This window comes from Actinomyces sp. HMSC08A09 (assembly GCF_001807465.1).
Classification (GTDB): domain Bacteria; phylum Actinomycetota; class Actinomycetes; order Actinomycetales; family Actinomycetaceae; genus Actinomyces; species Actinomyces oris.
Genome location: NZ_KV789102.1, coordinates 1 through 21,141 on the forward strand (window position 1 = coordinate 1; position 21,141 = coordinate 21,141).

17 protein-coding genes and 1 pseudogene are annotated in these 21,141 nt (G+C 69.0%); 4 read left to right on the forward strand and 14 right to left on the reverse strand.

Going from position 1 to position 21,141, the window contains the following annotated elements:
• Positions 1–128: 128 nt before the first annotated feature.
• Positions 129–1,247, reverse strand: a complete 1,119-nt coding sequence (locus tag HMPREF3165_RS04525) for an HAD family hydrolase (RefSeq protein ID WP_070511149.1) — start codon at positions 1,245–1,247, stop codon at positions 129–131.
• A gap of 11 nt (positions 1,248–1,258) precedes the next feature.
• Entirely contained in the window at positions 1,259–2,539 is a 1,281-nt protein-coding gene (gene serS / locus HMPREF3165_RS04530) for a serine--tRNA ligase (RefSeq protein WP_070511151.1), read from the reverse strand.
• 560 nt (positions 2,540–3,099) lie between these two features.
• Here serS and HMPREF3165_RS04535 point away from each other — a divergent pair.
• The gene (locus HMPREF3165_RS04535) at positions 3,100–4,044 is read left to right on the forward strand and encodes a hydrogen peroxide-inducible genes activator (RefSeq protein ID WP_070511153.1); all 945 of its coding nucleotides are present in this window, start codon (positions 3,100–3,102) and stop codon (positions 4,042–4,044) included.
• 107 nt (positions 4,045–4,151) lie between these two features.
• Positions 4,152–5,381: a diacylglycerol/lipid kinase family protein gene (locus tag HMPREF3165_RS04540; protein ID WP_070511155.1), complete on the forward strand. Its 1,230-nt coding sequence runs from the start codon at positions 4,152–4,154 to the stop codon at positions 5,379–5,381.
• 55 nt (positions 5,382–5,436) lie between these two features.
• Here the strand turns inward: HMPREF3165_RS04540 and HMPREF3165_RS04545 are convergent, their stop codons facing one another.
• Both HMPREF3165_RS04545 and HMPREF3165_RS04550 read right to left on the reverse strand, forming a co-directional pair.
• Positions 5,437–6,837, reverse strand: a complete 1,401-nt coding sequence (locus HMPREF3165_RS04545) for an amidohydrolase (RefSeq protein WP_070511157.1) — start codon at positions 6,835–6,837, stop codon at positions 5,437–5,439.
• Positions 6,838–6,870: 33 nt separating this feature from the next.
• Positions 6,871–7,464: a TetR/AcrR family transcriptional regulator gene (locus HMPREF3165_RS04550; protein ID WP_070511159.1), complete on the reverse strand. Its 594-nt coding sequence runs from the start codon at positions 7,462–7,464 to the stop codon at positions 6,871–6,873.
• A 115-nt stretch (positions 7,465–7,579) separates the two neighbouring features.
• Here HMPREF3165_RS04550 and HMPREF3165_RS04555 point away from each other — a divergent pair, with 115 nt between their 5' ends.
• The gene (locus HMPREF3165_RS04555; protein ID WP_070511161.1) at positions 7,580–8,824 is read left to right on the forward strand and encodes an MFS transporter; all 1,245 of its coding nucleotides are present in this window, start codon (positions 7,580–7,582) and stop codon (positions 8,822–8,824) included.
• Between the two features lie 192 nt (positions 8,825–9,016).
• Here the strand turns inward: HMPREF3165_RS04555 and efeB are convergent, their stop codons facing one another.
• The 7 genes from efeB to nrdF form a co-directional block, all read right to left on the reverse strand.
• The gene (gene efeB / locus HMPREF3165_RS04560) at positions 9,017–10,564 is read right to left on the reverse strand and encodes an iron uptake transporter deferrochelatase/peroxidase subunit (RefSeq protein WP_070511162.1); all 1,548 of its coding nucleotides are present in this window, start codon (positions 10,562–10,564) and stop codon (positions 9,017–9,019) included.
• Between the two features lie 44 nt (positions 10,565–10,608).
• Positions 10,609–11,937 (reverse strand): iron uptake system protein EfeO, encoded by a 1,329-nt coding sequence (efeO, locus tag HMPREF3165_RS04565; RefSeq protein WP_070511164.1) that lies wholly within the window; start codon positions 11,935–11,937, stop codon positions 10,609–10,611.
• 57 nt (positions 11,938–11,994) lie between these two features.
• Positions 11,995–12,918, reverse strand: a complete 924-nt coding sequence (gene efeU, locus HMPREF3165_RS04570; protein WP_070511165.1) for an iron uptake transporter permease EfeU — start codon at positions 12,916–12,918, stop codon at positions 11,995–11,997.
• Between the two features lie 626 nt (positions 12,919–13,544).
• Positions 13,545–14,402 (reverse strand): hypothetical protein, encoded by an 858-nt coding sequence (locus HMPREF3165_RS04575; protein WP_256274984.1) that lies wholly within the window; start codon positions 14,400–14,402, stop codon positions 13,545–13,547.
• Positions 14,399–15,814, reverse strand: a complete 1,416-nt coding sequence (locus HMPREF3165_RS04580) for an LssY C-terminal domain-containing protein (RefSeq protein ID WP_233431676.1) — start codon at positions 15,812–15,814, stop codon at positions 14,399–14,401. Before HMPREF3165_RS04580 ends, HMPREF3165_RS04575 begins: the two co-directional genes overlap by 4 nt.
• A gap of 166 nt (positions 15,815–15,980) precedes the next feature.
• Complete coding sequence (locus HMPREF3165_RS04585; RefSeq protein ID WP_070511169.1) at positions 15,981–16,694, reverse strand: hypothetical protein; 714 nt, start codon at positions 16,692–16,694, stop codon at positions 15,981–15,983.
• A gap of 111 nt (positions 16,695–16,805) precedes the next feature.
• Complete coding sequence (gene nrdF, locus HMPREF3165_RS04590; protein WP_070511171.1) at positions 16,806–17,780, reverse strand: class 1b ribonucleoside-diphosphate reductase subunit beta; 975 nt, start codon at positions 17,778–17,780, stop codon at positions 16,806–16,808.
• A 173-nt stretch (positions 17,781–17,953) separates the two neighbouring features.
• On the opposite strand from nrdF, the gene HMPREF3165_RS04595 reads away from it, so the two are divergent.
• Positions 17,954–18,556 carry a DUF1269 domain-containing protein gene (locus HMPREF3165_RS04595; RefSeq protein ID WP_003788384.1) on the forward strand — a complete coding sequence of 201 codons (603 nt, stop codon included), beginning with the start codon at positions 17,954–17,956 and terminating at the stop codon, positions 18,554–18,556.
• A gap of 121 nt (positions 18,557–18,677) precedes the next feature.
• On the opposite strand, the gene HMPREF3165_RS04600 is transcribed toward HMPREF3165_RS04595, so the two are convergent.
• The 3 genes and pseudogenes from HMPREF3165_RS04600 to HMPREF3165_RS12760 all read right to left on the reverse strand — a co-directional run.
• A complete protein-coding gene (locus tag HMPREF3165_RS04600; RefSeq protein WP_370991890.1) occupies positions 18,678–19,541 on the reverse strand; it encodes a hypothetical protein in 864 nt (287 codons plus the stop codon).
• A gap of 156 nt (positions 19,542–19,697) precedes the next feature.
• Positions 19,698–20,582, reverse strand: a complete 885-nt coding sequence (locus HMPREF3165_RS12755) for a hypothetical protein (protein WP_256274988.1) — start codon at positions 20,580–20,582, stop codon at positions 19,698–19,700.
• A 309-nt stretch (positions 20,583–20,891) separates the two neighbouring features.
• Positions 20,892–21,141 (reverse strand): annotated as a pseudogene (locus tag HMPREF3165_RS12760) (hypothetical protein); the annotation flags it as partial.

Below are 21,141 nucleotides of genomic sequence, written 5' to 3' on the forward strand. Positions count from 1 at the left end.
TCGGCGCAGCCGACGGCGCACGCGGCCCCGGCCGGGAGCGCTCGCCCCACCGGCCGGACCGGCGGCGCGAGCGGCGTGCTCCTCGGGGATGGAGTTGTGCTGGGAGACAGGGAGGGGGGACTGTCGCATCAAGGGTGCCTTACTCGTTCGATGAGGGCGTCCAGGACGGCGGCGCAGCCGTCCCGCCACACGGGCTCGGTCAGGATATCGCCGCGGTCGCGCACCCACTGCGGTGCGCTGCCCATGACGACGCCGGCCCCGGCCCACTCGATCATCTCGACGTCGTTGGAGCCGTCCCCGACCGCCAGGACGTGGGCGGAGTCGGTGCCCAGGCGGGCGATGAGCGCCCCGAGGGCGGAGGCCTTGGTGACGCCCTCGGGGGCGACGTCGAGCCAGGCCGTCCAGCCGATGGCGTACTCCACCGAGTGCAGCCCGGAGTCGGCCACGATCTGGGAGAAGCGATCCACGGGCATGCCCGGGGCCCGCAGGACCACGCGGGTAACCGGCCGGGAGACGAGCTCGTCGAAGGTGACGACCCGCTGGTCCTCGATGAGCTCGCCGTCGGGGAAGAGCCGGGAGACCTTGAAGCCGACGCCGGGGTCCTCCACGGCGAGGATCCCGTCGGGCACGGCGGCGTGGAGGGTCTCGATGGCGGCGCGCGGGTCGAAGGTGCGCGAGTCGACGACCTCGTAGCCGCCGGGGGCGTCGGGGTCGAGCCGCAGGGTCATGGCGCCGTTGGCGCACACCATCCAGCCGGTGGACAGCCCCAGGTGGCGCACCACCGGCATGGTGGCGGCGATCCCGCGGCCGGTGGAGATGACCACGGGGACCTCGTGGGCGCGCAGGCGGGCGACGGAGGCCATGACCCGCTCCGAGACGTGCCCGTCCATGTCGAGGATGGTGCCGTCGACGTCGAGGGCGACGACGAGCCCGTGGCCGGGTGCGAGCCGGGCGCCGCCGTCGGCCTCCAGGGCGTCGAGGTCCCGCATCCGGTCCTGGACGAGGGCGTGGTACTCCTCGTGGTCTAGGGGCCGACGGCGCAGGGCGCGCTCGCCGGTGCCTTCGGCCTGGTCGGCGCCGTCCTCGAGGTGCTCGAGGTACTCCGTGGAGCCGCCCAGCTGGGTCAGGGGCTGGCCGGCCGGGGCGATGCCGGTGGCGGGGTTGACGGTCGGGCCGTTGCCGGCGGGCTCACCGACGGCGTCGGTCTCGCGGGCGGCCCCGGGGCTGGAGGCGGGCGTGGGGTTCACGGGGCCGGTCCTCAGGCGGTGGCGCCGACGGGCTCGATGACCTCCAGGCCGCCCAGGTAGGGGCGCAGGCCCGTGGGCACGCGCACCGAGCCGTCGGCCTGCTGGTGGTTCTCCAGGATGGCGACCATCCAGCGGGTGGTGGCCAGAGTCCCGTTGAGGGTGGCCACGGGGCTCGTGCCGCCTTCGCGGCGCTCGCGCACGGCCAGGCGGCGGGCCTGGTAGGTGGTGCAGTTGGAGGTGGAGGTGACCTCCATCCAGCGCTGCTGGGTGGGCAGCCAGGCCTCGCAGTCGAACTTGCGGGCGGCGGAGGAGCCCAGGTCCCCGGCGGCGGTGTCGATGACCCGGTAGGGCAGCTCGACCAGGGCCAGCATCTCCTCCTCCATGGCCAGGAGACGGGCGTGCTCGGCCTCGGCGTCCTCGGGGCGACAGTAGGAGAACATCTCCGCCTTGTTGAACTGGTGGACGCGGATGATGCCGCGGGTGTCCTTGCCGGCGGCCCCGGCCTCGCGCCGGTAGCAGGTGGACCAGCCCATGTAGCGCTTGGGCCCGGCGGACAGGTCGAGGATCTCGTCGGCGTGGTAGCCGGCCAGGGCCACCTCGGAGGTGCCGGTGAGGTAGAGGTCGTCGGCGGGCAGGTAGTAGATCTCGTCGCTGTGGGCGCCCAGGAAGCCGGTGCCGCCCATGACCTGCGGGGTGACGAGGGTGGGGGTGGTCATCGGGGTGAAGCCGTGGGCGACGGCGGCATCCAGGGCGGCCGTCATGAGGGCCAGCTCCAGGCGCATGCCCCAGCCCTTGAGGTAGTAGAAGCGGGCCCCGGAGACCTTGGCGCCGCGGCGGGTGTCGATGATGTCCAGGCCCTCGCCGATCGCCAGGTGGTCGGCGGGCTCGAAGCCCTCGGCGGCGAAGTCGCGGGGCTGGCCGCCCTCGTGGCGCAGGACGACGTAGTCCTCCTCGCCGCCCGAGGGCGCCCCCTCGATGAGGTTGGCGAACTGGCGGGCCAGGTCGTCGAGCTCGGCGGCGGCGGCCGAGGAGGCGGCCTCGGCGGCCTTGACCTGCTCGGCCAGCTCCTTGGCGTTGGCCAGGATCGCGGGGCGCTCCTCCGGGGAGGCCTTCCCCACGGACCGGGAGACCTGCTTCTGCTCGGCGCGGAGGTTCTCGAAGGCGGCCAGCGCCTGACGGCGGGTCTCGTCGGCGGCGATGACGCGGTCGACGAGATCGACGTCGGCACCACGGGCTCGCTGGCTGGCGCGGAAGGGCTCGGGGTTCTCACGAAGCGCACGCAGGTCGATCATGGTCCTGAGTGTAGTCAGGACCGCGGCCCAGACAGCATTCGATCAGCACCTGAGCCGATCCGGGCCGCGAGCGCGGCGGACGGCGCAGACCGGGAGAGCCGGGGACGACCAAAGTCACGGGTGAGTGGCCGAGCCAACACTCGGGGGCGCAGCGGACCGGAATCGACGTCGTCAGCCGGGCGCCCACCCCGCCGTCGGGGCGACCCAAGGGCCTGGAAACCCTGGAATCATCCGGGAGATTGGATGGCCGCGGCGCGAGTCCGGTGAGGCCGCGCCCCATACACGCTCGCCCCCACCCGCACTACCGCCCGATGGCGAACGTGACCCACTTCCCTCTTACCAACGCAATCCACCTGTGAATAGAATCCATTTCAATCGGTGCACCCTATCGTTCCCGACGGTGTTTCCGAGCCGCCACGTCGGAGGCTCGCCCACACCACCCACGCACCGCTCTCCCCACAACCTCCCGGCTAGTCGTCTGTCCCCGATTTTCTGTCACTCCGTCATATCAGGCTCGCCGACCGCCATGAATGCGGGCCCCAACCACAGGACCACAACTCATGCCGACCACATCATCTCCGTCCTTCTCCCAGCTGAGGGCCTTCGTAGCGCTGTGCGACCACCAGCACTTCGGCGAGGCCGCCACGGCGCTCGGCGTCAGCCAGCCCAGCCTGTCCCAGGCCATCACCGCCCTGGAGAAGCGCGTCGGCGGCGAGCTGGTGGAGCGCACCACCCGCCGCGTCCTGGTCACCTCCCTGGGCGAGGCCCTGCTGCCCTACGCCCGGGACGCCGTCCTGGCCGCCGAGGCCTTCAGCGAGGCCGCCTCCAGCCAGGGCGCCGCCCTGAGCGGCACGATGCGCCTGGGCATCATCCCCACCATCGCGCCCTACCTGGCCCCCGTTCTCATCGACGGCCTGCGCGAGGCCCTGCCCCAGATGGACCTGGACCTGCGTGAGATGGTCACCGGGGACAACCTCGACCAACTCGCCCAGGGGCGCCTCGACGCCGCCATCATCGCCCTGGAGGACGACCTCCAGCGCACCACCGCGATCCCGATGTTCGACGAGCCGCTCGTCGTCCTCACCGCCGCCGGCCACCCCTGGGCCGGCCGCACGGACGTGAGCCCCACCGAGCTCGACGACCAGCCCCTCCTCCTGCTCGACGAGGGCAACTGCCTGCGCGACCAGACCCTGGCCCTGTGCCAACGCTACGGCTCCCAGCCCCCGGTCGCGGTGGCCACCACCCTGTCGACGGTGACCCGCATGGTCGCCCACGGCTCGGGCGTGACGATCATCCCCGAGGGGGCGCTCCAGCTGCTGACCCCCTCCTCGGAGTACGGCATCGCCCGTTTCGGCGACGAGTCGCCGATGCGCCGCATGGGCCTGGTGCACCGGGTCTCCTCCTCCCGCGGCGCCGACTTCGCCCAGCTGGCCGAGCTCATCTCGCGTCTGGTCAAACAGGCCAACCTGCCTGTCACCCCCGTCACGGCCCCGGCTGCGGCCTGAGCTGCCCTTGGGGGCTCCCCTTGCCGGCGGCGCACGCTCGGTTCCCATTCTCTCGACAGCGCCCCGCAAGCCGTGACCCGGGCCGCCCAGGCGACTAGCCTGCCCCTATGACGGGCGGCACCGACGGCGGCACCCGGGCGACGACGCGCACCGGGCGGCCACTGGCCTGCGTCGTCGTCAACCCCTCCAAGCCGCGCGCCACCGCCGCGGTGCGCTCCCTGTTGGAGGGCGAGCTGCGCGAGGCCGGCTATGCCGGGCCCGTGTGGTTGGAGACGAGCGTCTCCGAGCCCGGCACGATGCAGGCGCGTCTGGCCCTGGCGGCCGGGGCGAGCCTGGTGGTGGCCGCCGGCGGTGACGGAACGGTGCGCTCGGTGGCGGCCGGCCTGGCCGGCACCGGCGCCCAGATGGGCATCGTCCCGCTGGGCACGGCGAACCTGGCAGCCCGCAACCTCGGGGTGCCGGTCGGGGACGCTCGGGCCGCGGCCCGGGTGGTCGCCCACGGCATCAACCTTCCCGCCGACCTGGCCTGGGTACGCACCGAGCCCTGGTCCGATCCCGACGTCCTCCCCGACCCGGCGGTATCGGGCGCCCCCGGCGGGCGGACCGACTCCGCACCCTCCACACCCCTGACAGGCCGAGCCGCAGCAGCCCCGCCGGACTCCCCGCCCGCAGCAGCCGACCCGGCCAACCCGGCCGACTCCCGGCAGCTGTCGGCCGAGGCGGCCCGGGCCGTGCACACCATCCAGAGGGCGACCCGCCGGCCGCATCAGTGGACCCGGCCCACACTCGGCGACGAGCACGCCTGCATGGTGGTGGCCGGGATCGGTTTCGACGCCGGACTGGTGGCCTCCACGCGCCCGGCCCTCAAGGCGAGGGTCGGTTGGGGCGCCTACGCGCTGGCGGCCATGGAGAACCTGGGCTCTCCGCGCATGGACCTGGTGCTCAGCCTCCTGGACGAGGCCGGCGTGCGGCGCGTGGAGCGCCTGCGGGCCCGCAACCTGCTGGTGGCCAACGGCGGCCGGCTCCCGGCCGGGATCACCCTGCTGCCACAGGCCCGCACCGATGACGGCCTGCTCGACGTCGCCGCCATCGACACGGTGGCAGGCCTGGCGGGCTGGAGCTCGCTGGCGCGCCAGGTACTGCCGCCCTACGCGGCGCACTACTCCGAGTCCGGCCGCTCACTGGGGCGGGTGGTGCTGCGCCGCGGCGGGAAGGTGGCCGTCCAGCTCTCGGCGCCGGCCCTGGTGGAGGTCGACGGCGACCTGCTGGCGCCCACGCAGAGCATGCGGGTGCGCCTCGACCCCGGGGCGCTGCTCATCCGCCGCCCGGCGGCCTGAGAGCCGACGCAGCCGACACAGCCGGGGCGGCCTGGGAGGCCGGGGCGCGCCCGCCTCACTCCTCCCAGAAGTCGGCGACGTCGATCGCCCCGCCGGTGGCCTCGAAGTCGGCGCGCACGGCCCGGCGCAGCTCGGCGTCGTGCAGCCAGTCCAGGGCGACGGCGGCCAGCCCGTAGGCGCCGTCGAGCGCGGCCGCGTCCCCGGTGGGGGCGCCGGCGGCCTCGGTCATGGCGGGGGTGTGGAGGGCGACGTCGGGTCGGTCGGTGACCTTGATGAGCGGGTGGATGCCGGGGATGCGCTGGGACACGTTGCCGAAGTCGGTGCCGGCGGCGATGGTCTCGGGCAGGACCCCGGCGGCCAGGGGGTCGCGGCCGCGCTCGCGCTGGGAGCGCACCCAGGAGGTCAGCAGGGGGCCGTTGTCGCGGACGGGGACCTCGTTGCAGTACTCGGAGGTGAGGATCTCAACGCCCGTGCCGGTCATGAGGGCGGCGCCGTGGAGGACCTCCTCGACCCGCTCGGCGATCTCCTTGAGGGTCTCGAGGTACTTCGAGCGCACCATGATGGACAGCTCGGTGCGCTCGGGGATGATGTTGGGGACCTGTCCGCCGTCGGTGATGATGGCGTGGAGGCGGTCCATGGGGAGCATCTGCTGGCGCAGCAGGCCGATGCCGGTCAGGGCCAGGGTGGCGGCGTCCAGGGCGTTGCGGCCCATGAAGGGCTGGGAGGCGGCGTGGGCCGGCACGCCGTGGAAGATGACGCGCAGGCGGCGCACGCCCAGCCAGGTCTGGTGGGTGACGTCGTGGGCGTAGGAGTGGGTCTGGATGGCGGCGTCGACGCCGTCGAGCATGCCGCGCACGGCCAGGATCTCCTTGGCGGTCGAGTTCTCCTCGGCGGGCGTGGTCTGCAGGACGACGCGGCCGGGCAGGGAGCCTGGGCGGGTGCGGGCCAGGGCGGCCAGGGCGAGGAAGGCGCCCACGGAGTTGGCGCACATGACGTTGTGCCCACAGCCGTGGCCGATGCCGGGCAGGGCGTCGTACTCGGCGAGGATGGCGATGGTGCTGGCCGACTCACCGGAGCCTCCGGCCGCCACGTCCGCGCCGCCGCCTCCGGCCCCGGGAATCTCGGCGCGCAGGGCGGTGTCCATGCCGTAGACGCCGACCTCGGGCTCAATGCCGTGGCGGCGCAGGAGGTCGGCGACCGTGGCCACGGCGTGGTGCTCCTCATAGCCGGTCTCGGGGTGGTCGTGGATGTCGTGGGAGAGCTCGACGATCTGCGGGGCCAGCTCGGCGACGGCCTGCCCCAGGGCGGCGCGCAGAGCGGTGGGGGCTCCGGCGTCGTCGGGCAGGGCCGGTGCCGGGCCGACGACGCCGCGGCGCTCCTCAGTCTCGGCGAGCATGCGCTCCTGGATGGCGCCGGAGGGGACGGTGGGGCGGGTCAGGTCGTTCAGGTCGCGCATGGCTCTATCTTGGCCCAGCCGGCCTCCCCGCGCTCAGTCGCGAGGTGCGGCGAGCCGACGGGCCGCGTCGACGACGACGGCGCGCTGACGTTCGTGCGCCTCCTCATCCTCGAGGGGCCCGCACAGCATCCGGGCCACCTGAGGCACGGTGGACCACCAGCCGGTCAGCGACATGAGCATGACCATGAGCGCCCCGGGGTCGATGTCCCGGGTCAGGACGCCGGAGTCCTGGCCACTGCGCACCCCGGCGATCTTGCGCTGATAGTGCTCGCGCCGCAGCTCCTCCTCGGGTACCTCGTCGTCGAAGGTGAGGGCCTCCCAGCACAGGAGCCGGATGAGCTCGGGGCGCTGCCGGTGGTAGTCGTAGAGGCGCCCGGCGTAGTCCCCCGCATCCTCGCCGTCGTCGAAGGCGGGCGGTACGGCCTCGGCAGCCCTGGTCAGCTCGTCGCGCAGAACTGCCGAGAATAAGCGGTCCTTGGAGCCGAAGTAGTTGTAGACGCGCTCCTTGTTGACGCCGGCCCGCTTGGCGATCCGCTCGACGGTGGTCCCAGCAGGCCCACGGAGAGTGAACTCGGCGGTGGCGGCGTCCTTGATCTTGCGCTTGGTCCCCTCGGTGTCCCAGGCCATGACACTCCGTCTCCCGTGTCCGCGAGCGCCGGCGGCAAACTCCAACGCTACCGTTGCAACTACTCCTCCAGTCTACTAGGGTCATTTCCAACGCTTACGTTGGAAAGGGGTTCTCATGTCTCCCGTGCACCGACCCGATCAACATCCCGACGTCCCCCACTCCCCCGAGTCCTCGACCCAGTCGACGACTCGGTCGGCCTCTCCCGTCTACCCCGCCGGCAGCGGCGCGACCGCCGCCCTCGTGGTCACCGCGCTGCTCGTCCTCACCCAGCTGTACGCCGCCATTCCCCTGCTCACCCCGATCTCGACCGACCTCCATGGCAATGCCACTGTCGCCCTGTCGACGGCCTTCAGCCTCACTTACGCCGCAGGCTTCCTCATCTGGGGGCCGGTCTCCGACCACTACGGCAGAAGGAGGACCATGGCGCTCGCGCTGGGGACCCTTACCGTCTCCACCGTCTGCTGCGCCCTGGCGCCGTCGCTCCCAGTCCTCGCGGCCCTGCGCGCGATCCAGGGCCTGAGCGCCTCCGGCTTCGCGCCCGTAGCCCTGGCCTACCTGTCCGAGGCGCTGGCACCACCGAGGCGGGCCGGGGCGATCGGGGCGATGTCGACGTCGTTCCTCGTGGCGGGCATCTTTGGCCAGGTGCTGGCCTCGCTGGTCGCGCTGCACCTGGGGTGGCGGTGGTTCTTCCCTCTGTGCGGCGGACTGCTGGCCGTGGCCCTGGCGGTCGTCCTCGCCACCGTGCACGACGCCGCCTCCAGCCCTTCGGGCTCCTCGCTTCGGGGGCAGTTCGCATCGCTGGGCCGGCTCGCAGTCAGGCCGGCGGTTCTGGCGCTCAGCCTGGCACACGTCACGCTGCTCATGGTGTTCGTCGCCATGTACACGGGGATCGGCGGCCATCTGGAGTCGCTGGGCATGCGGCCGTCGACGATCATTCTCGTTCGCCTGATGGCCCTGCCGGCCATGTTCCTCAGCCTCGTGGCGGGCCGGCTCACGGCCAGGTGGTCCTGGGCGCAGATAGCCCGGCTGGGCTTCGGGGTGTCGGCATTGGGCATGCTCGGTGAGGCACTGCTGGCGCAGAGCCTAGTGGGCCTGGTGGCTGGCAGCATCGTGTACGTCGCCGGGGTAGCGCTGGCTGCGCCGGCAATGATTAGCCTCTATGGACTGGTCTCCGCACCCAACCGCGGCAGTGGCATGGCGCTCAACGGGTTCATCCTGTTCGTCGGCACGAGCGTCGGCCCGCTCCTGGCGACGTCGTCGCCCACCTTCCGGACGCTGGCTCTCATCCTGGCCGGCATCCTGGCCATGGCACTGGTCGCGATCGCCGGTTTCAAGGCACTGGCCGACGCCGACCGCTGACTGCCACCCACACGGCGGGAGCGGCTGTCCCCATCGAGGACGTACTTTTGCAACGAGGACTGCGTTCTCCCCCAGATGGCGACGGGGAGATCCCAGTGGTCTGGAGGAAAGCGCAGTCCTCGATCGGAAAGTACGTTCCGGGCGCGAACCGCAGCCACCACGGCGGCCCACCCGGCCCGCCTTACCCCGTCCTCAGCTGAAGAGCGAGGCGGCCACCATGGTGTCGCCCTCCTTGATGCCCGGGGGGATCGCGAACAGCGCCGAGGCCTCGTGCTTGAGGTACTCCTGGAGGGCATCGCTCTTGGTCATGCGGTCCAGGATCGGGTAGAAGTTCGTGCGCGGGTCACGCACGAAGGCGATGAAGAACAGGCCGGTCTGCAGCTGCCCCAGGGAGTCGGAGCCGTCGGTGTAGTTGTAGCCGCGGCGCAGCATGCGGCGCCCCTGGTTCTGCTCCGGTGAGACGACGGCGATGTGCGCGTCGGCCGGCACGAGCGTCTCGCCCTTGTCGTCCTTGGCCTTGTAGTCCACGGCCGTGAACTCCTCGGAGGACTTCGTGGGGTTGGCGATGCTCAGCGGTGCCCCGTAGCGTTTGTCGCGCCCCATGGTCTGTTCCTGCTCGATGAGCCGCAGTCGGTCCCAGATCTCGGCGAGCATGCGGATGCGCCGGGCCACGTAGTAGGTGCCGCCCGTCATCCACTCGGCTGCGGCGTCGTCGCCCTTCTGGACCCATAGGTGCTTGTTGAGCTGGTCGGTGGAGTCCTCGGCCTTGATGTTGTTGGTGCCGTCCTTGAAGCCGAAGAGGTTGCGCGGCGTCTCCTGGTCCACGGAGGTCGACGACGTGCGCCCGTAGCCGACCTGACTCCACCGCAGTGTGGCGGTCCCGAAGGCGATGCGGGTGAGGTTGCGGATGGCGTGGACGCACACCTGGGCGTCGTTGGAGCAGGCCTGGACGAGCAGGTCGCCGTCGGACTGGGCGGCGTGGAGCTGGTCACCGGCGAAGGAGGGCATACCCTCCTTGAGGACGGCGGGCATCTTGGCGGCCAGGCCGAAGCGGTCCTTGCCGTCGGCGTCGACGAACAGGCCCTTACCCACGCCGAAGGTGATGGTCAGGCCGTTGGGCTTGTAGCCCCAGGTCTCGCCGGTGTCCTTGGGCGGCAGCTGCTTGTTGGAGCTGGGCTGGCCGCCGATGAGCTCACCGGCGGTCATCTGCTCGGCGGCCACGGCCCATTCGGACAGGAGGGTTTTTAGGTCCTCGACGTCGGTGGCGGAGACGTCGAAGGCCGCGGTGAACATGTTGTCCTGGGCGGGGGTGGTGATCCCCGCCTGGTGGTCACCCCGGAAGGGGTAGGTCGTGAGGATGGCCTCCTCGGGGCGGCGGGAGGCCTCCCAGGCGCGGCCGCCGGCCACACCGGCCAGGCCCGCGAGCGCGGCACCCAGGCCCGCACCGGTGAACATGGCACGGCGGCTAGTGCCCTTGGCACTAGGCTTCCCGGCCTGTCCGGCCTTCCCCGTCGCATCCGGCTTCTCCGGCTGGTCAGCCGCGTCGGATGCGCTCACCTCCTCGGGCTGCTCCGCCGCGTCGGGGGCCGAGTCGCTGTCACCCGAGCCCTCCGACGTCGGGGCCTGCGACTCCTGCTGCGCCTGCGCGGTCTCGTCCTGGGGCTCATCCAGGGTCTCGTCCTGGGCCGCGTCGTCGGCGACCGGGGAGGTGTCCGACTCGTGGGCCGGCTTGCCACTCACTGCTGTCTCCTTCCGGGGTGTCCGGGTTGTCGGGGTCCGCCGCCTCAGAGGATGGTTCCGGCAACCTTGGACAGCGACTCGCTCAGGGCGTTGACGGCGTCGGAGAACTTGCGCTGCTTGTCGGTGTAGGCGTTCTTGTCGGGGGTCTCGCCGGCGTCCTTCTGGACCGCGGCGATGGTGGAGTAGTCCACGTAGGTGGGCTGGCCGTTGGAGGCCTTTCCAGAGACCTCGGCCGCGACGAGCTTCTCAACCGCCGCGAACTGGGTGGTGATCTTCTCTGCGAGCTTGGCGTCCTTCTTCTTCACGAGCTCCTCGACGTTGCCGTAGGCGACCTTGGCGCCCTCGACATTGGCCTGGAAGTCGTAGAGGTCGGTGTGGGAGAAGGTCTCCTCCTCGCCGACGATCTTGGAGCTGGCGACCTCCTCGAGCAGACCGGAGGCGCCGTTGGCGACGTCCTCGAGCCCGAGCTCGAACTTCTTCCCGCCGGCGCCGTTGATGTTCCCGTAGACGAGGTCGTAGAGCGACTTGGTGTCGGCGTTGAGCTGGTCGGCGACCTTCTTGCGGGCGGCGTCGTCGGCGAACTTGAAGGGACTGGAGGAGTCCTGGGCCCACAGGTCGGCCTCGATGCGGTGCCATCCGGTCCATCCGGCGAGGACGTCCTTGTCCGTGACGGCCTTGCCGGCGCCGGAGGCGAGGTCCTGGACGCGGGTGTCCAGGGCGGCGTCGAGGTCGCCGGCCTCCTTGAGGCCGAAGGACTCGGCGGTGGGCTCGATGCGCTCGTAGAACTGACGCGCCAGCGGGTAGAGGCTCTTGGCGGTGGCGGTGTCTCCGGAGGTGTAGGCGGTGACGAAGCCCTGGGTGGCGGTGAGGAGCTGGCCGGTCTGGTCGCGCACGTAGGCGGTGTAGTTGGTGACGGCGGCCTCGCGCGCCTTGGTCTCGTCGGCACTGATGTCGACGGCGGCGCCCTTGGTGATCTTCAGCTCGGTGACGCCCTTGAGCTCGCCGACCATATTGGGCTTGCAGGCGGCGTAGTAGGTGCCCTCCTTGAGGGACGTGGTGAGCTTCGTGGTGGTGCCGGGGCCGATGTTCTCCTGCTCGGAGACGATCTGGAGCTTGTCCTCGGTGAGGATCTCCAGCTCGTTGGGGGCCGAGCCGGAGTTGGTGATGGTGAAGGTGACCACGCCCGAGGGGAAGGAGGTCGAGGAGAGCTTGCAGGCGTCGTCGGTGAGGGTCACCGTGATCTCCTGGGACGCCCCCGAGCCGGAGGCGCCGCCCTTGGCGTTCTTGGGGTTGTCGGCGCAGGCGGCCAGGCCCAGGCCCATGGCGGTCAGGGGGAGCAGGGTGAGGACGTTGCGTCGCTTGATGGTGGGCATGGTCTTTCCTTTGTGAGGAGTGGCGTGGACAGGGGGTGGGGAGGGAGGTCGGGGTGGTCAGGAGGTCACGACGGCGTCGGGCTCCTCGGCGTCGGACTCGTCAGCGCTCACGGCGGCCGGGGCGGCCTCGACTGCGCGCGCGGGCGAGGGCCATCGGCCCGCGATCTGGAGGGTGAGGAGCACCAGGGTCGGGACGATGTAGACCCACCAGCCCACGACCTGCAGGACAGTGGGCTGGAGGTTGAACTGGAACATGGCCTGGAGCAGCACGTAGAGCCAGTGGAAGGGCGAGGCGCCGTCGGGCAGGTAGCGGGACAGGTCCCAGGCGTGGTTCGTGAAGCCGGGAAGAACACTCGCCTCCTGCAGGTCACCGACGCCGTAGGCGACGATGCCGGCGGCAACGACGACGAGGAAGTAGCCGGTCACGGCGAAGAAGACGCGCAGGTTGATGCGCACCGCACCCTGGTAGATGAGGACACCCAGCACGATGGCCAGGACGAGGCCGGTGATGACGCCCGCTGTCGTCTGCATGGTGGAGCTCTCGATGCTGGAGCGCACGGTGGCCCACACGAACAGGGCGGTCTCCACTCCCTCGCGCCCGACGGCGACGACGGCGATCCAGACGACGCCCCAGCCGGACCTGCCTGCGGAGAGGGACTTGGACAGCGACCCCTCCAGCTCGCCCTTGAGCTCACGGGCGTTCTTACCCATCCAGAAGATCATCCAGGTCACCATGCCGACGGCGACGAAGGACAGGGTGCCGCCGAGGATCTCCTGAGCCTGGAAGGTGAGGGTCTTGGGGCCCCAGGTCATGATGGCGCCGGCGACCAGCGGGATCAGCGCCGCCAGCCCGACCCCGAGCCACAGCTTGGGCAGGGCATCGCGGCGGTCGGCCTTGACGAGGTAGGCGACGATGATGCTGACAACGAGCGCCGCCTCCAGGCCCTCCCTCAGGGCGATGAGCAGGTTGGCGAGAAACACTCGACCTCTAAGTCACGAATCAATCTCAAGTCACGACGGTCGAGGTAAGCCTAGCCTTAGACGATCTCACCACCAAAGAGGCTCATTTTTCGCATTCGTGTGGGATGGAGCCCAGCCTCGCCGGCCCGGGTCGGAACCGGACGGGGCCAGGTAGGAGAAGAAGCGGCCAGCCCAGGGGCGAGAGCACCGAACCTCGCGACCATGACCCCACTGAGTCGACCAGGTCTGCAGCTCTGTGTCCACAGCGCTGACATCAACAGGGCCATCGTCAATGCGCCCGGCGAGGATTGTTGGAATACTGCGGATTCTATTCGGCCTGCAGCCTGAGTGCAGGGTTAATGTCAGCGCTGTGGACACCAAGGCCCCGTCAGGCCTCTTCCCTTGGCCCATCGTCGCCTCAGTCTCGCCCCCACCCGAGAGTCCATCGCGGCCCAGCCACCCGCGCTGCGGGAGCCACCGCCCCATCGAGGACTTACTTTTGGTACCAGGACTGCGCTCTCCCCCAGATGACTGCGGGGAGATCCCAGTAGCCTGGAGGACAAAGCAGTCCTCGATCGGGAAGTACGTCCTCGGCGCGAACCGCAGCCGCCACTCCGGCCCAGCCCGGCCTGCGGCCCGCCCTCGGCTCAGCCGGCTTGCGGCAGGAGGATGGAGGCCCCCAGCGCGAAGGGGTAGCCGGGTTTGAGGATGCACTGGACGACCGGCTGCGCCATCTCCAGGACGCTGTCGGCGTCGAGGCCCTCCTCGCCGTTGGGGCCGGCCTCGGCCACGAGGTCGGAGTAGGGGATGGTGAGGTCGAGCAGGGCCATGCCGTCCCGGTGGGTGGCGGAGTCCCAGGCGCCGCCCTCCATCTCCTGCAGGGTCCCCAGGTGGAAGCTCATGACGCCGTGGTCGTCGACCTTCGCGGGCACGGACAGGATGTGGTGCGGCTCGGGGTCGCGCGGCGCACGCAGGGTGAACAGGATGATGCCGCCGTCGCGGGCGGCGCGCAGCATGATGCGGCCGATGTGGATGCCGAAGCCGACGATATCGAAGACCCCCTCCATGGCCTCCGCATAGGTCAGCGGCGCCTCCAGGGGAATGGGGGCTCCCTCACCGGGGTCGTTGATGGCGCGGCGGCCCGACGGCGTGGCCGCCTTGAGCAGCAGGAGGCGGCCGGCGTCGGTCAGGACGCCGGTCTCAACGCGCTCCTGCCAGCCGGCCGGGGCCTGGGCGGGGCCGGGCTCGGACTCCACCAGCCCCATGCCCAGGACGGTGGACAGGTCGGTGCCGTCGGCGGGCCGGTGCCAGGTGATGGTGGCGTCGTCGTGCCAGATGGGCAGGACCCCGTTGAAGGGGATGCCGAAGCGCACGTGCTCGCGCTCGCCGTCGACGGGCCGGGAGTTATCGACATGACTGACGTGGCTGGTGTGCCGGCCGGACCGACTCTCCGGCCCTGCGCCGCCGGCACCATTGTCCTGCGGTCCTGCCAGGTACTCGCTCATGAGCCCAGCCTAACTGCCGCTCGGTCGCCCCGTGCGCTCGTGCGGCCGGCAAGCCGCTCCTCCTTGCGGGCGTGCTCCCACTGGTGGACCTGCCGGGCCGAGAGCGCCAGCAACGCCAGGACCTGGAGCGCACTGGTGACGACCAGGCCGAGCGTGGCCTGCCGGACCCCGAGGCTGGAGACTTGAACCATGTCAGTGGCGATACCCAGGACGAGGGTCGCCATGAGGGCGATGCGGCCACGCGGGTGCCCGCGCCAGGCCGCCACCCCCAGGGCGGCGGTGATGAGCGTCAGGCCGCCGGACACCGTGGCGATGAGGGCGACGACGGCGGTGACCGCCCCCGGGTCCTCCTCCGGGAATGGGGCGGCCTCCAGCACCTGGGTGATGTCGATGCGGGCCACGCGCAGAATCTCGACCGCCACCATGAGCCCGATGAGCACCAGGGCGATGACGAGCTGGCTGGGGCGGCGGCGTCGGGCCTGGTGGTCGGCCAGTCGGGCCAACTGCAGGGAGAGCCCGGCGTCGGATCCGGGGACCACCTCGTTGAGGTCGAGCACGTGGAGGGCGCCGTCGGTGACCACCCGGTCCCCTCCCCCGTTCTTGTCGTGGTAGGAGGTGAAGACGTCCGGCCAGATCTCGAGCTCGGCGGCCTCGTTGGCCCAGCGGACGTCGTCGACGACGTAGTTGCGCTCGATGTCGATGTCGGCGTCGATCTTGTGGGTGACCTGGAGGGTGAGGGCGCTCAGGCCAACGGCGCGGTCGTAGGTGGCGGCGGCCAGCCAGTCCACGTGCCCGCCGCCGGGTAGCGACCAGCCGGGCGGGCAGTACCAGAAGCGGATGTGGTGGCGCTGGGCGGGGTTGCCCTCGACCTCCTTCTGGTAGGCGAAGCTCTGCTTGCGCCCGAAGAGCATGAGGTTGGAGACGGGGGCGGCCGGGTAGGAGCGGCGCAGCAGCGAGGAGATGATGATCCTCCAGGAGGTGCGCAGGGTGATGGGGTCGGCGCGCACCCAGCCGGCCGCGATCATCGCCTCGTGAATGTCCTCCTCGTCGCCCTTGACGGCGAGGTTGACGGGGTCGCCCAGGAGACCGTCGGGGGTGCGGGTGCGGCCGATGAAGTAGTCGGGGACGTAGAGCCAGGTGAGGACCTGGTGGAGGCGCGGCAGTGCGAGGTAGGCCAGGACCGCCCAGAACAGCAGGGAGTTGACCACGAGCACCGCATCGAGGTGCCAGCCCGAGCCGATGAGCAGCCAGGCCAGCCAGAGCGTGGCGACGGCGGCGATGGCGAAGAAGACGGCGTCGAGGACGTCGTCGATGCTCCAGGAGCGGGCGTCGACCTCCGACATCTTGGACGGGCCATCCCGGTAGACGGGAGGCGCCGTCGGACGGGGGCGAGTCACCTCGGATGGCGTCATGACAGCACGCTACCGAATACCTCTGACGTTGGAGGCAGGCCGTACCGCCATCAGCCACCCCCTCAAGCACTGCCGCGCCCTTCCGATCTGTGGAACGGAGGACGCGGCAGCCGGGGAACAGCATCGGCGGGATTCTCAGGGCCGCCGAGGAGACAGTGCTATGAGATCACTTGAGCACGAGGTCCTGGGTGTCGGAGTAGGCCGCGTACTTCTTGCCGCTCTGCATGCCCTCTGCCTCTCCACGGTTGTAGACGATGCTGGTGGTGCCCTCGGAGAAGGGCTTCAGCTTGGTCGACTCCGATACGGTGGCCATGGAGATCCAGCCCTCAACCTGCCCGGAGCCGGAGTCCTCGGAGTCGAACACCTCAAGACCGTCATCCTTCAGGTCGTCGGCCAGCAGCGCCCCGTACTCATCCGCCTTGCGCTTGGATTCCGTTTTGTCCTGGAGCGAGGTGGAGTCTGTGATCTTGTGGCTGAAACCAACATCCCCAGTGAAGTCGAGCGTGCAGTGAAGCAGGTAGACCGTATCGGACTGACGGGTCTTCTTGTACTTCGGTGCGGCGTAGTCCTCGATCACCTTGTCGCAGGTCTGGGTGAGACCGATCTCCTCATCCTTGAAGGTCACCGGCTTGATCTCCTGAATCTCGGAGCCGGACTTGGTGGTCTCACCACTCTTGCTCTTGGTGTCCTTGGCATCCTTGCCGTCCTTGTCGTCCTCGGAGGGGGATGCATCCGAGTCGCCTGAGTCCGGCTCGGCGGAACTGGTCGCGGAGCCACTACCAGGGGAGGGCTGAGCGATGTCCTGCTCATCGCAGGCGGACAGTCCGACAGCCATGGCAAGGGCGGCGGCGACGGAGAGAACTTTGACGGAGGAGCGCATGGGGATTCCTTTCTCGCGCGCTGGGGATGGCGAAAGTGTGCACCCGGCGCGAGCCCTCTTCCATGGGGAGCCCACCCAGGGGAGCGCTCCCCGCCTCCGCCCGCCTGCCTCTCAGAAGTCCCAGTCCTCGTCCTGGGTGGCCTCGGCCGTACCCATGACGTAGGAGGAGCCCGAGCCGGAGAAGAAGTCGTGGTTCTCGTCGGCGTTGGGGGACAGGGAGGCGAGGATCGCCGGGTTGACGTCGACGGCGTCGGCCGGGAACAGCGCCTCGTAGCCCAGGTTCATGAGGGCCTTGTTGGCGTTGTAGCGCAGGAACTTCTTGACATCCTCGGTCAGGCCGAGCTCATCGTAGAGGTCCTCGGTGTACTGCTCCTCGTTGTCATAGAGCTCCATGAGCAGCTCGAAGGTGTAGTCCTTGAGCTCTTGCTGACGCTCGGGCGAGGACTCGCGCACGGCCAGCTGGTACTTGTAGCCGATGTAGTAGCCGTGGACGGCCTCGTCACGGATGATGAGGCGGATGAGGTCGGCGGTGTTGGTCAGCTTGGCGTGGCTGGACCAGTACATGGGGGCGTAGAAGCCGGAGTAGAAGAGGAAGGACTCCAGCATGGTGGAGGCGACCTTGCGCTTCTCGGGGTCGTCGCCGCGGTAGTAGTCCAGGATGATGCGGGCCTTGCGCTGAAGGTTCGCGTTCTCCTCGCTCCAGCGGAAGGCCTCGTCGATCTCCGCCGTCGAGATGAGGGTGGAGAAGATCGAGGAGTAGGAGCGGGCGTGGACCGACTCCATGAAGGCGATGTTGGTGAGCACCGCCTCCTCGTGGGGGGTGCGGGCGTCCGGGATGAGGGAGACCGCGCCGACCGTGCCCTGGATCGTGTCCAGCAGCGTCAGGCCGGTGAAGACCCGGGTGGTCATGTTCTTCTCGGCCTCGTTGAGAGTAGCCCAGGACTGCACGTCGTTGGACAGCGGCACCTTCTCGGGCAGCCAGAAGTTGCCGGTGAGGCGGTCCCAGACCTCGAGGTCCTTGTCGTCGGTCAGGCGGTTCCAGTTGATGGCCTGGACGCGGTCGACCAGCTTGATGGGCTCGTGCATCAGTTCCTCCCGAGGTTTGGGTGATCCGGCCTCATGCTACCGACGAGTCCCTCGGCGGGCAGCCCAGCCCGCCCGAAGGGGACTGTGGTGCCCGCCGCGCCGGGGCCATCAAGATTCAAACCACTTGTATGATATGATGGCGACATCAGACTGCACCACAAAAGGAGAGCATTTTGACCGACCAGAGCGTAGTCGTCATTACCTTCACCGAGTCCTCCAAGGCGTACGAAGTTCTCAGTGACCTCCGCCAAGCCTCCGCGGAAGGGAGGATCGACGTCGTCTCAGCACTCATCGCGGAACGCGAGGAGGACGGACACCTGCACCTGGCGGAGGGATCGGACGCGACGATCGGCGAGGGCACGGCAACTGGGGGCCTCATCGGCCTGATTGTCGGTCTGCTCGGCGGCCCACTCGGCATGCTCCTGGGATGGGGTGCAGGTTCCGTTATCGGAAGCCTGAGCGACATCGACCATGCTGACAAGCGTGAGACCGTCCTCGGCGACCTCAGCGCCCGCGTCGCTCCCGGAACAACGGCCATCCTCGCCCAGGTATCTGAGGTGACGCCCGAGGTGCTTGACAACATCTCAACGAAGTTGGGTGGAACTGTGGCCCGCCGCCCCGTCTCCGAGGTGCTGGCCGAACTCGAGGCCGCCGAAGCAGCTGCAGAAGCAGCGGATCGCGAGGCACGCCGTACCATTCGCGACAAACGCCGCGAAGAGCGCAAAGAAGCATGGGACAAGCGAGTCGCTGATCTCAAGGAGCACTTCAAGCGCTGAGCACAACACTTTAAAGCGGGCTGCACGCATCGATGTCTCGATGCGTGCAGCCCGTCGTCATTGGCACTGGTGGGGAGAACGGTCGGCACGCCCCAAGGATGCAAGCCCTCTCGCAGATACCTTACGACGAAGCGTCCGGCTGCTGGGCCGCGGCAAGGATGGGCGCCCCCTTCTCAGGCGGATCTCCCTGGCCGACCACAGCGCCGGACTTCATGTCAAAGGCGACGACCTTGGGTTGGACCTTGCTTTCCACCGAGGTGCTCAGCTCCACCCGCTGGAGCACCTGGTTGCCGAGGACTGTGGCAAGAACCGCGGCATCTGGCTGAACATCCTCATCCTGCCAGTCCTTCGCCCATTTCTTGAATACGAGACGGACTTGGTGGCTGCCCTTGTCTTCCGCCTCCAGGCTCAGGACCGCTCCGTACCGCTTGTCGGAGGGAATGGATTCCAGTGCACGCTTGATCGGCACGGAGGTGAGGTCCTTACCCTTGGCGTGGGAGATGAAGCAGTGAGACCGTCCAATCAGGATACTCTGCTCGACCCTCAGGGAGCCGAGGCGCAGCACTGGGGAGGTGGGCGGCAGGATGAAATGATCCGGGAGAGTCTCAGCAGTCCGGTACTCGAAAGATATTCTCTCCTCCTCGATCTGGACTCGCTCCATGCCGGGAGACACCGCCTCCACCGTGGCGGAGGCGGCCTTGTCAGCATCCTTCATCGGCAGGTAGCAGAACACGGAGGTCTTCCCCTTGACCCAGGTGACGACCATCCTCGCCTCACTGGCCCCGGTCAGGCGCAGCACCTCGGCGTAGGCGTCCCGCACAACTGACGACACCGATCCCACAGACGGATCATCCTTGAGCCGCACGTCCACAATCCAACGATCCGGCTCTGAGAACTCCGGGTGCACCTCCACCCGTGCGGATGCCACGGCGTCGAGCCCGGAGAGGTACTGCTGCACCTTCCACTTCCGTCTCTTGCGCGCCATGGCCATAGGCGAGCACCCGACCACTGCGAGAGCAAGGGATGCGGCCGTTACGGCCAGGACCTGACGACGTCGCACACTCATCAGACGTCACTCCGTTGCATCGAGAACACCTGCCGCACTCTCCTGTCACAGGGAACCATCAGATTCATGCTCCCATTACGACGAATCGGAGGCAGACTTCTGTGCTGCTGCAAGTATCTTCGCGCCCTCCTCAGGTGGGTCTCCGGCATCGAAGGCACCCGCTTTCATATGGAAGAACACGCCTTCTCGGCTGGCAACGCTCGTGTTCCATGCGGTCGTGAGGCCAAGCTCTTGAAGCAGCTGATTTCCTGAAACAACGTTGAGGACTTTCGCTGCCGCCGCGACGTCGAGCCCGTCAGACTCTTTTCCAAAAGCAGCAACGTCGAGCGATATGCTTCCACTCACGATATCGTTGTCTGTGAGCTCAACTACAGCTCCCTCCCGATATTTAGAGTCGATAGCCTCTACAACCTTACGGAGAGGAATGGGACTGAGGTCAACGGTATCGGAAACCGCCCGAATAGACATACCATCAAGCTCAAAGCTGTCACTCACACTCACTCCGGATCGTGGCGTCATGATAAGGTCAGTCGGAAATTCCTTCACCACTCCTCGAGTTACCGAGATACGACCACGCCCAGCACTCATGGCGCCGCGGCCGGGCTTCGCCAGCTCTCTCAGATAATCGAGTTCCGCCCCATTCGGCTCATTCGCTGAGATCGGCCACGACACAGAGGCGCCATTCTGCACCCATGATGCCGTCACGCTAGCAAAGCCCTCCCCCACCACCTGCACAACCCGATCATAAGCGTCTTTAAGGACGGTGAGAATTTCTTCTCGCCCAGGATTTTTGTTAAGGAGGATCAGGACCGACCAGGAGTCACCTGCGGTGAAATTGGAATCCAGCTCCACATCTACTGACTTGACGGCAGGGAAGCTCTTCAAGGACTTTTCGATTTGATGACGAGCCTGGATATTCTCCGGAGCCAACGACCCGCAGCCCGACATCGCCGGCAACACCAACGCTCCGGCACCGACCAGAATCGTGCGCCTCGGGAGGGCCTTTCCTCCCGCCAGCCCCGTCACAATCGGACCGACTCACCCGAACGCGCCAGGAAGAGCGCGATGAAAAGGAACCGGATGATGCTGCGTCGACGATGAGCCATGGCGCCACCGTAGGACCTCACCCCCGGCGCACGGGATGGGGATTATTCCCCTGTCCGGCCTGTGCCGCTGCTGGAGCGCAAGAAGCCCCGGGCCCACCTGAGCGGAGAACTCAGGTGGGCCCGGGGACCTATCCCTGTGAGAGGTGGGAGCTGGCGACCGGCGTCAGGCGCGGCGGCGACTCACCAGCAGAGCCCCTCCCATCACGGCGACCACGGCGATGCCCAGAGGCAGGCCGATCCTGACACCGGTGCTGGCCAGCGGGCCCCCCGCAGGACCGCCGGGCGCCCCATCGGCCGGGGCCGGCGCCGCCGAGTTGGTGGGCGTCCCCGGCGCAGGCGCACCGGCCGACGACGAGTCACCCGCAGCGGTAGAGCTGCTCGCGTCAGCACTGGGCTTGGCGCTCGGGTCCGCG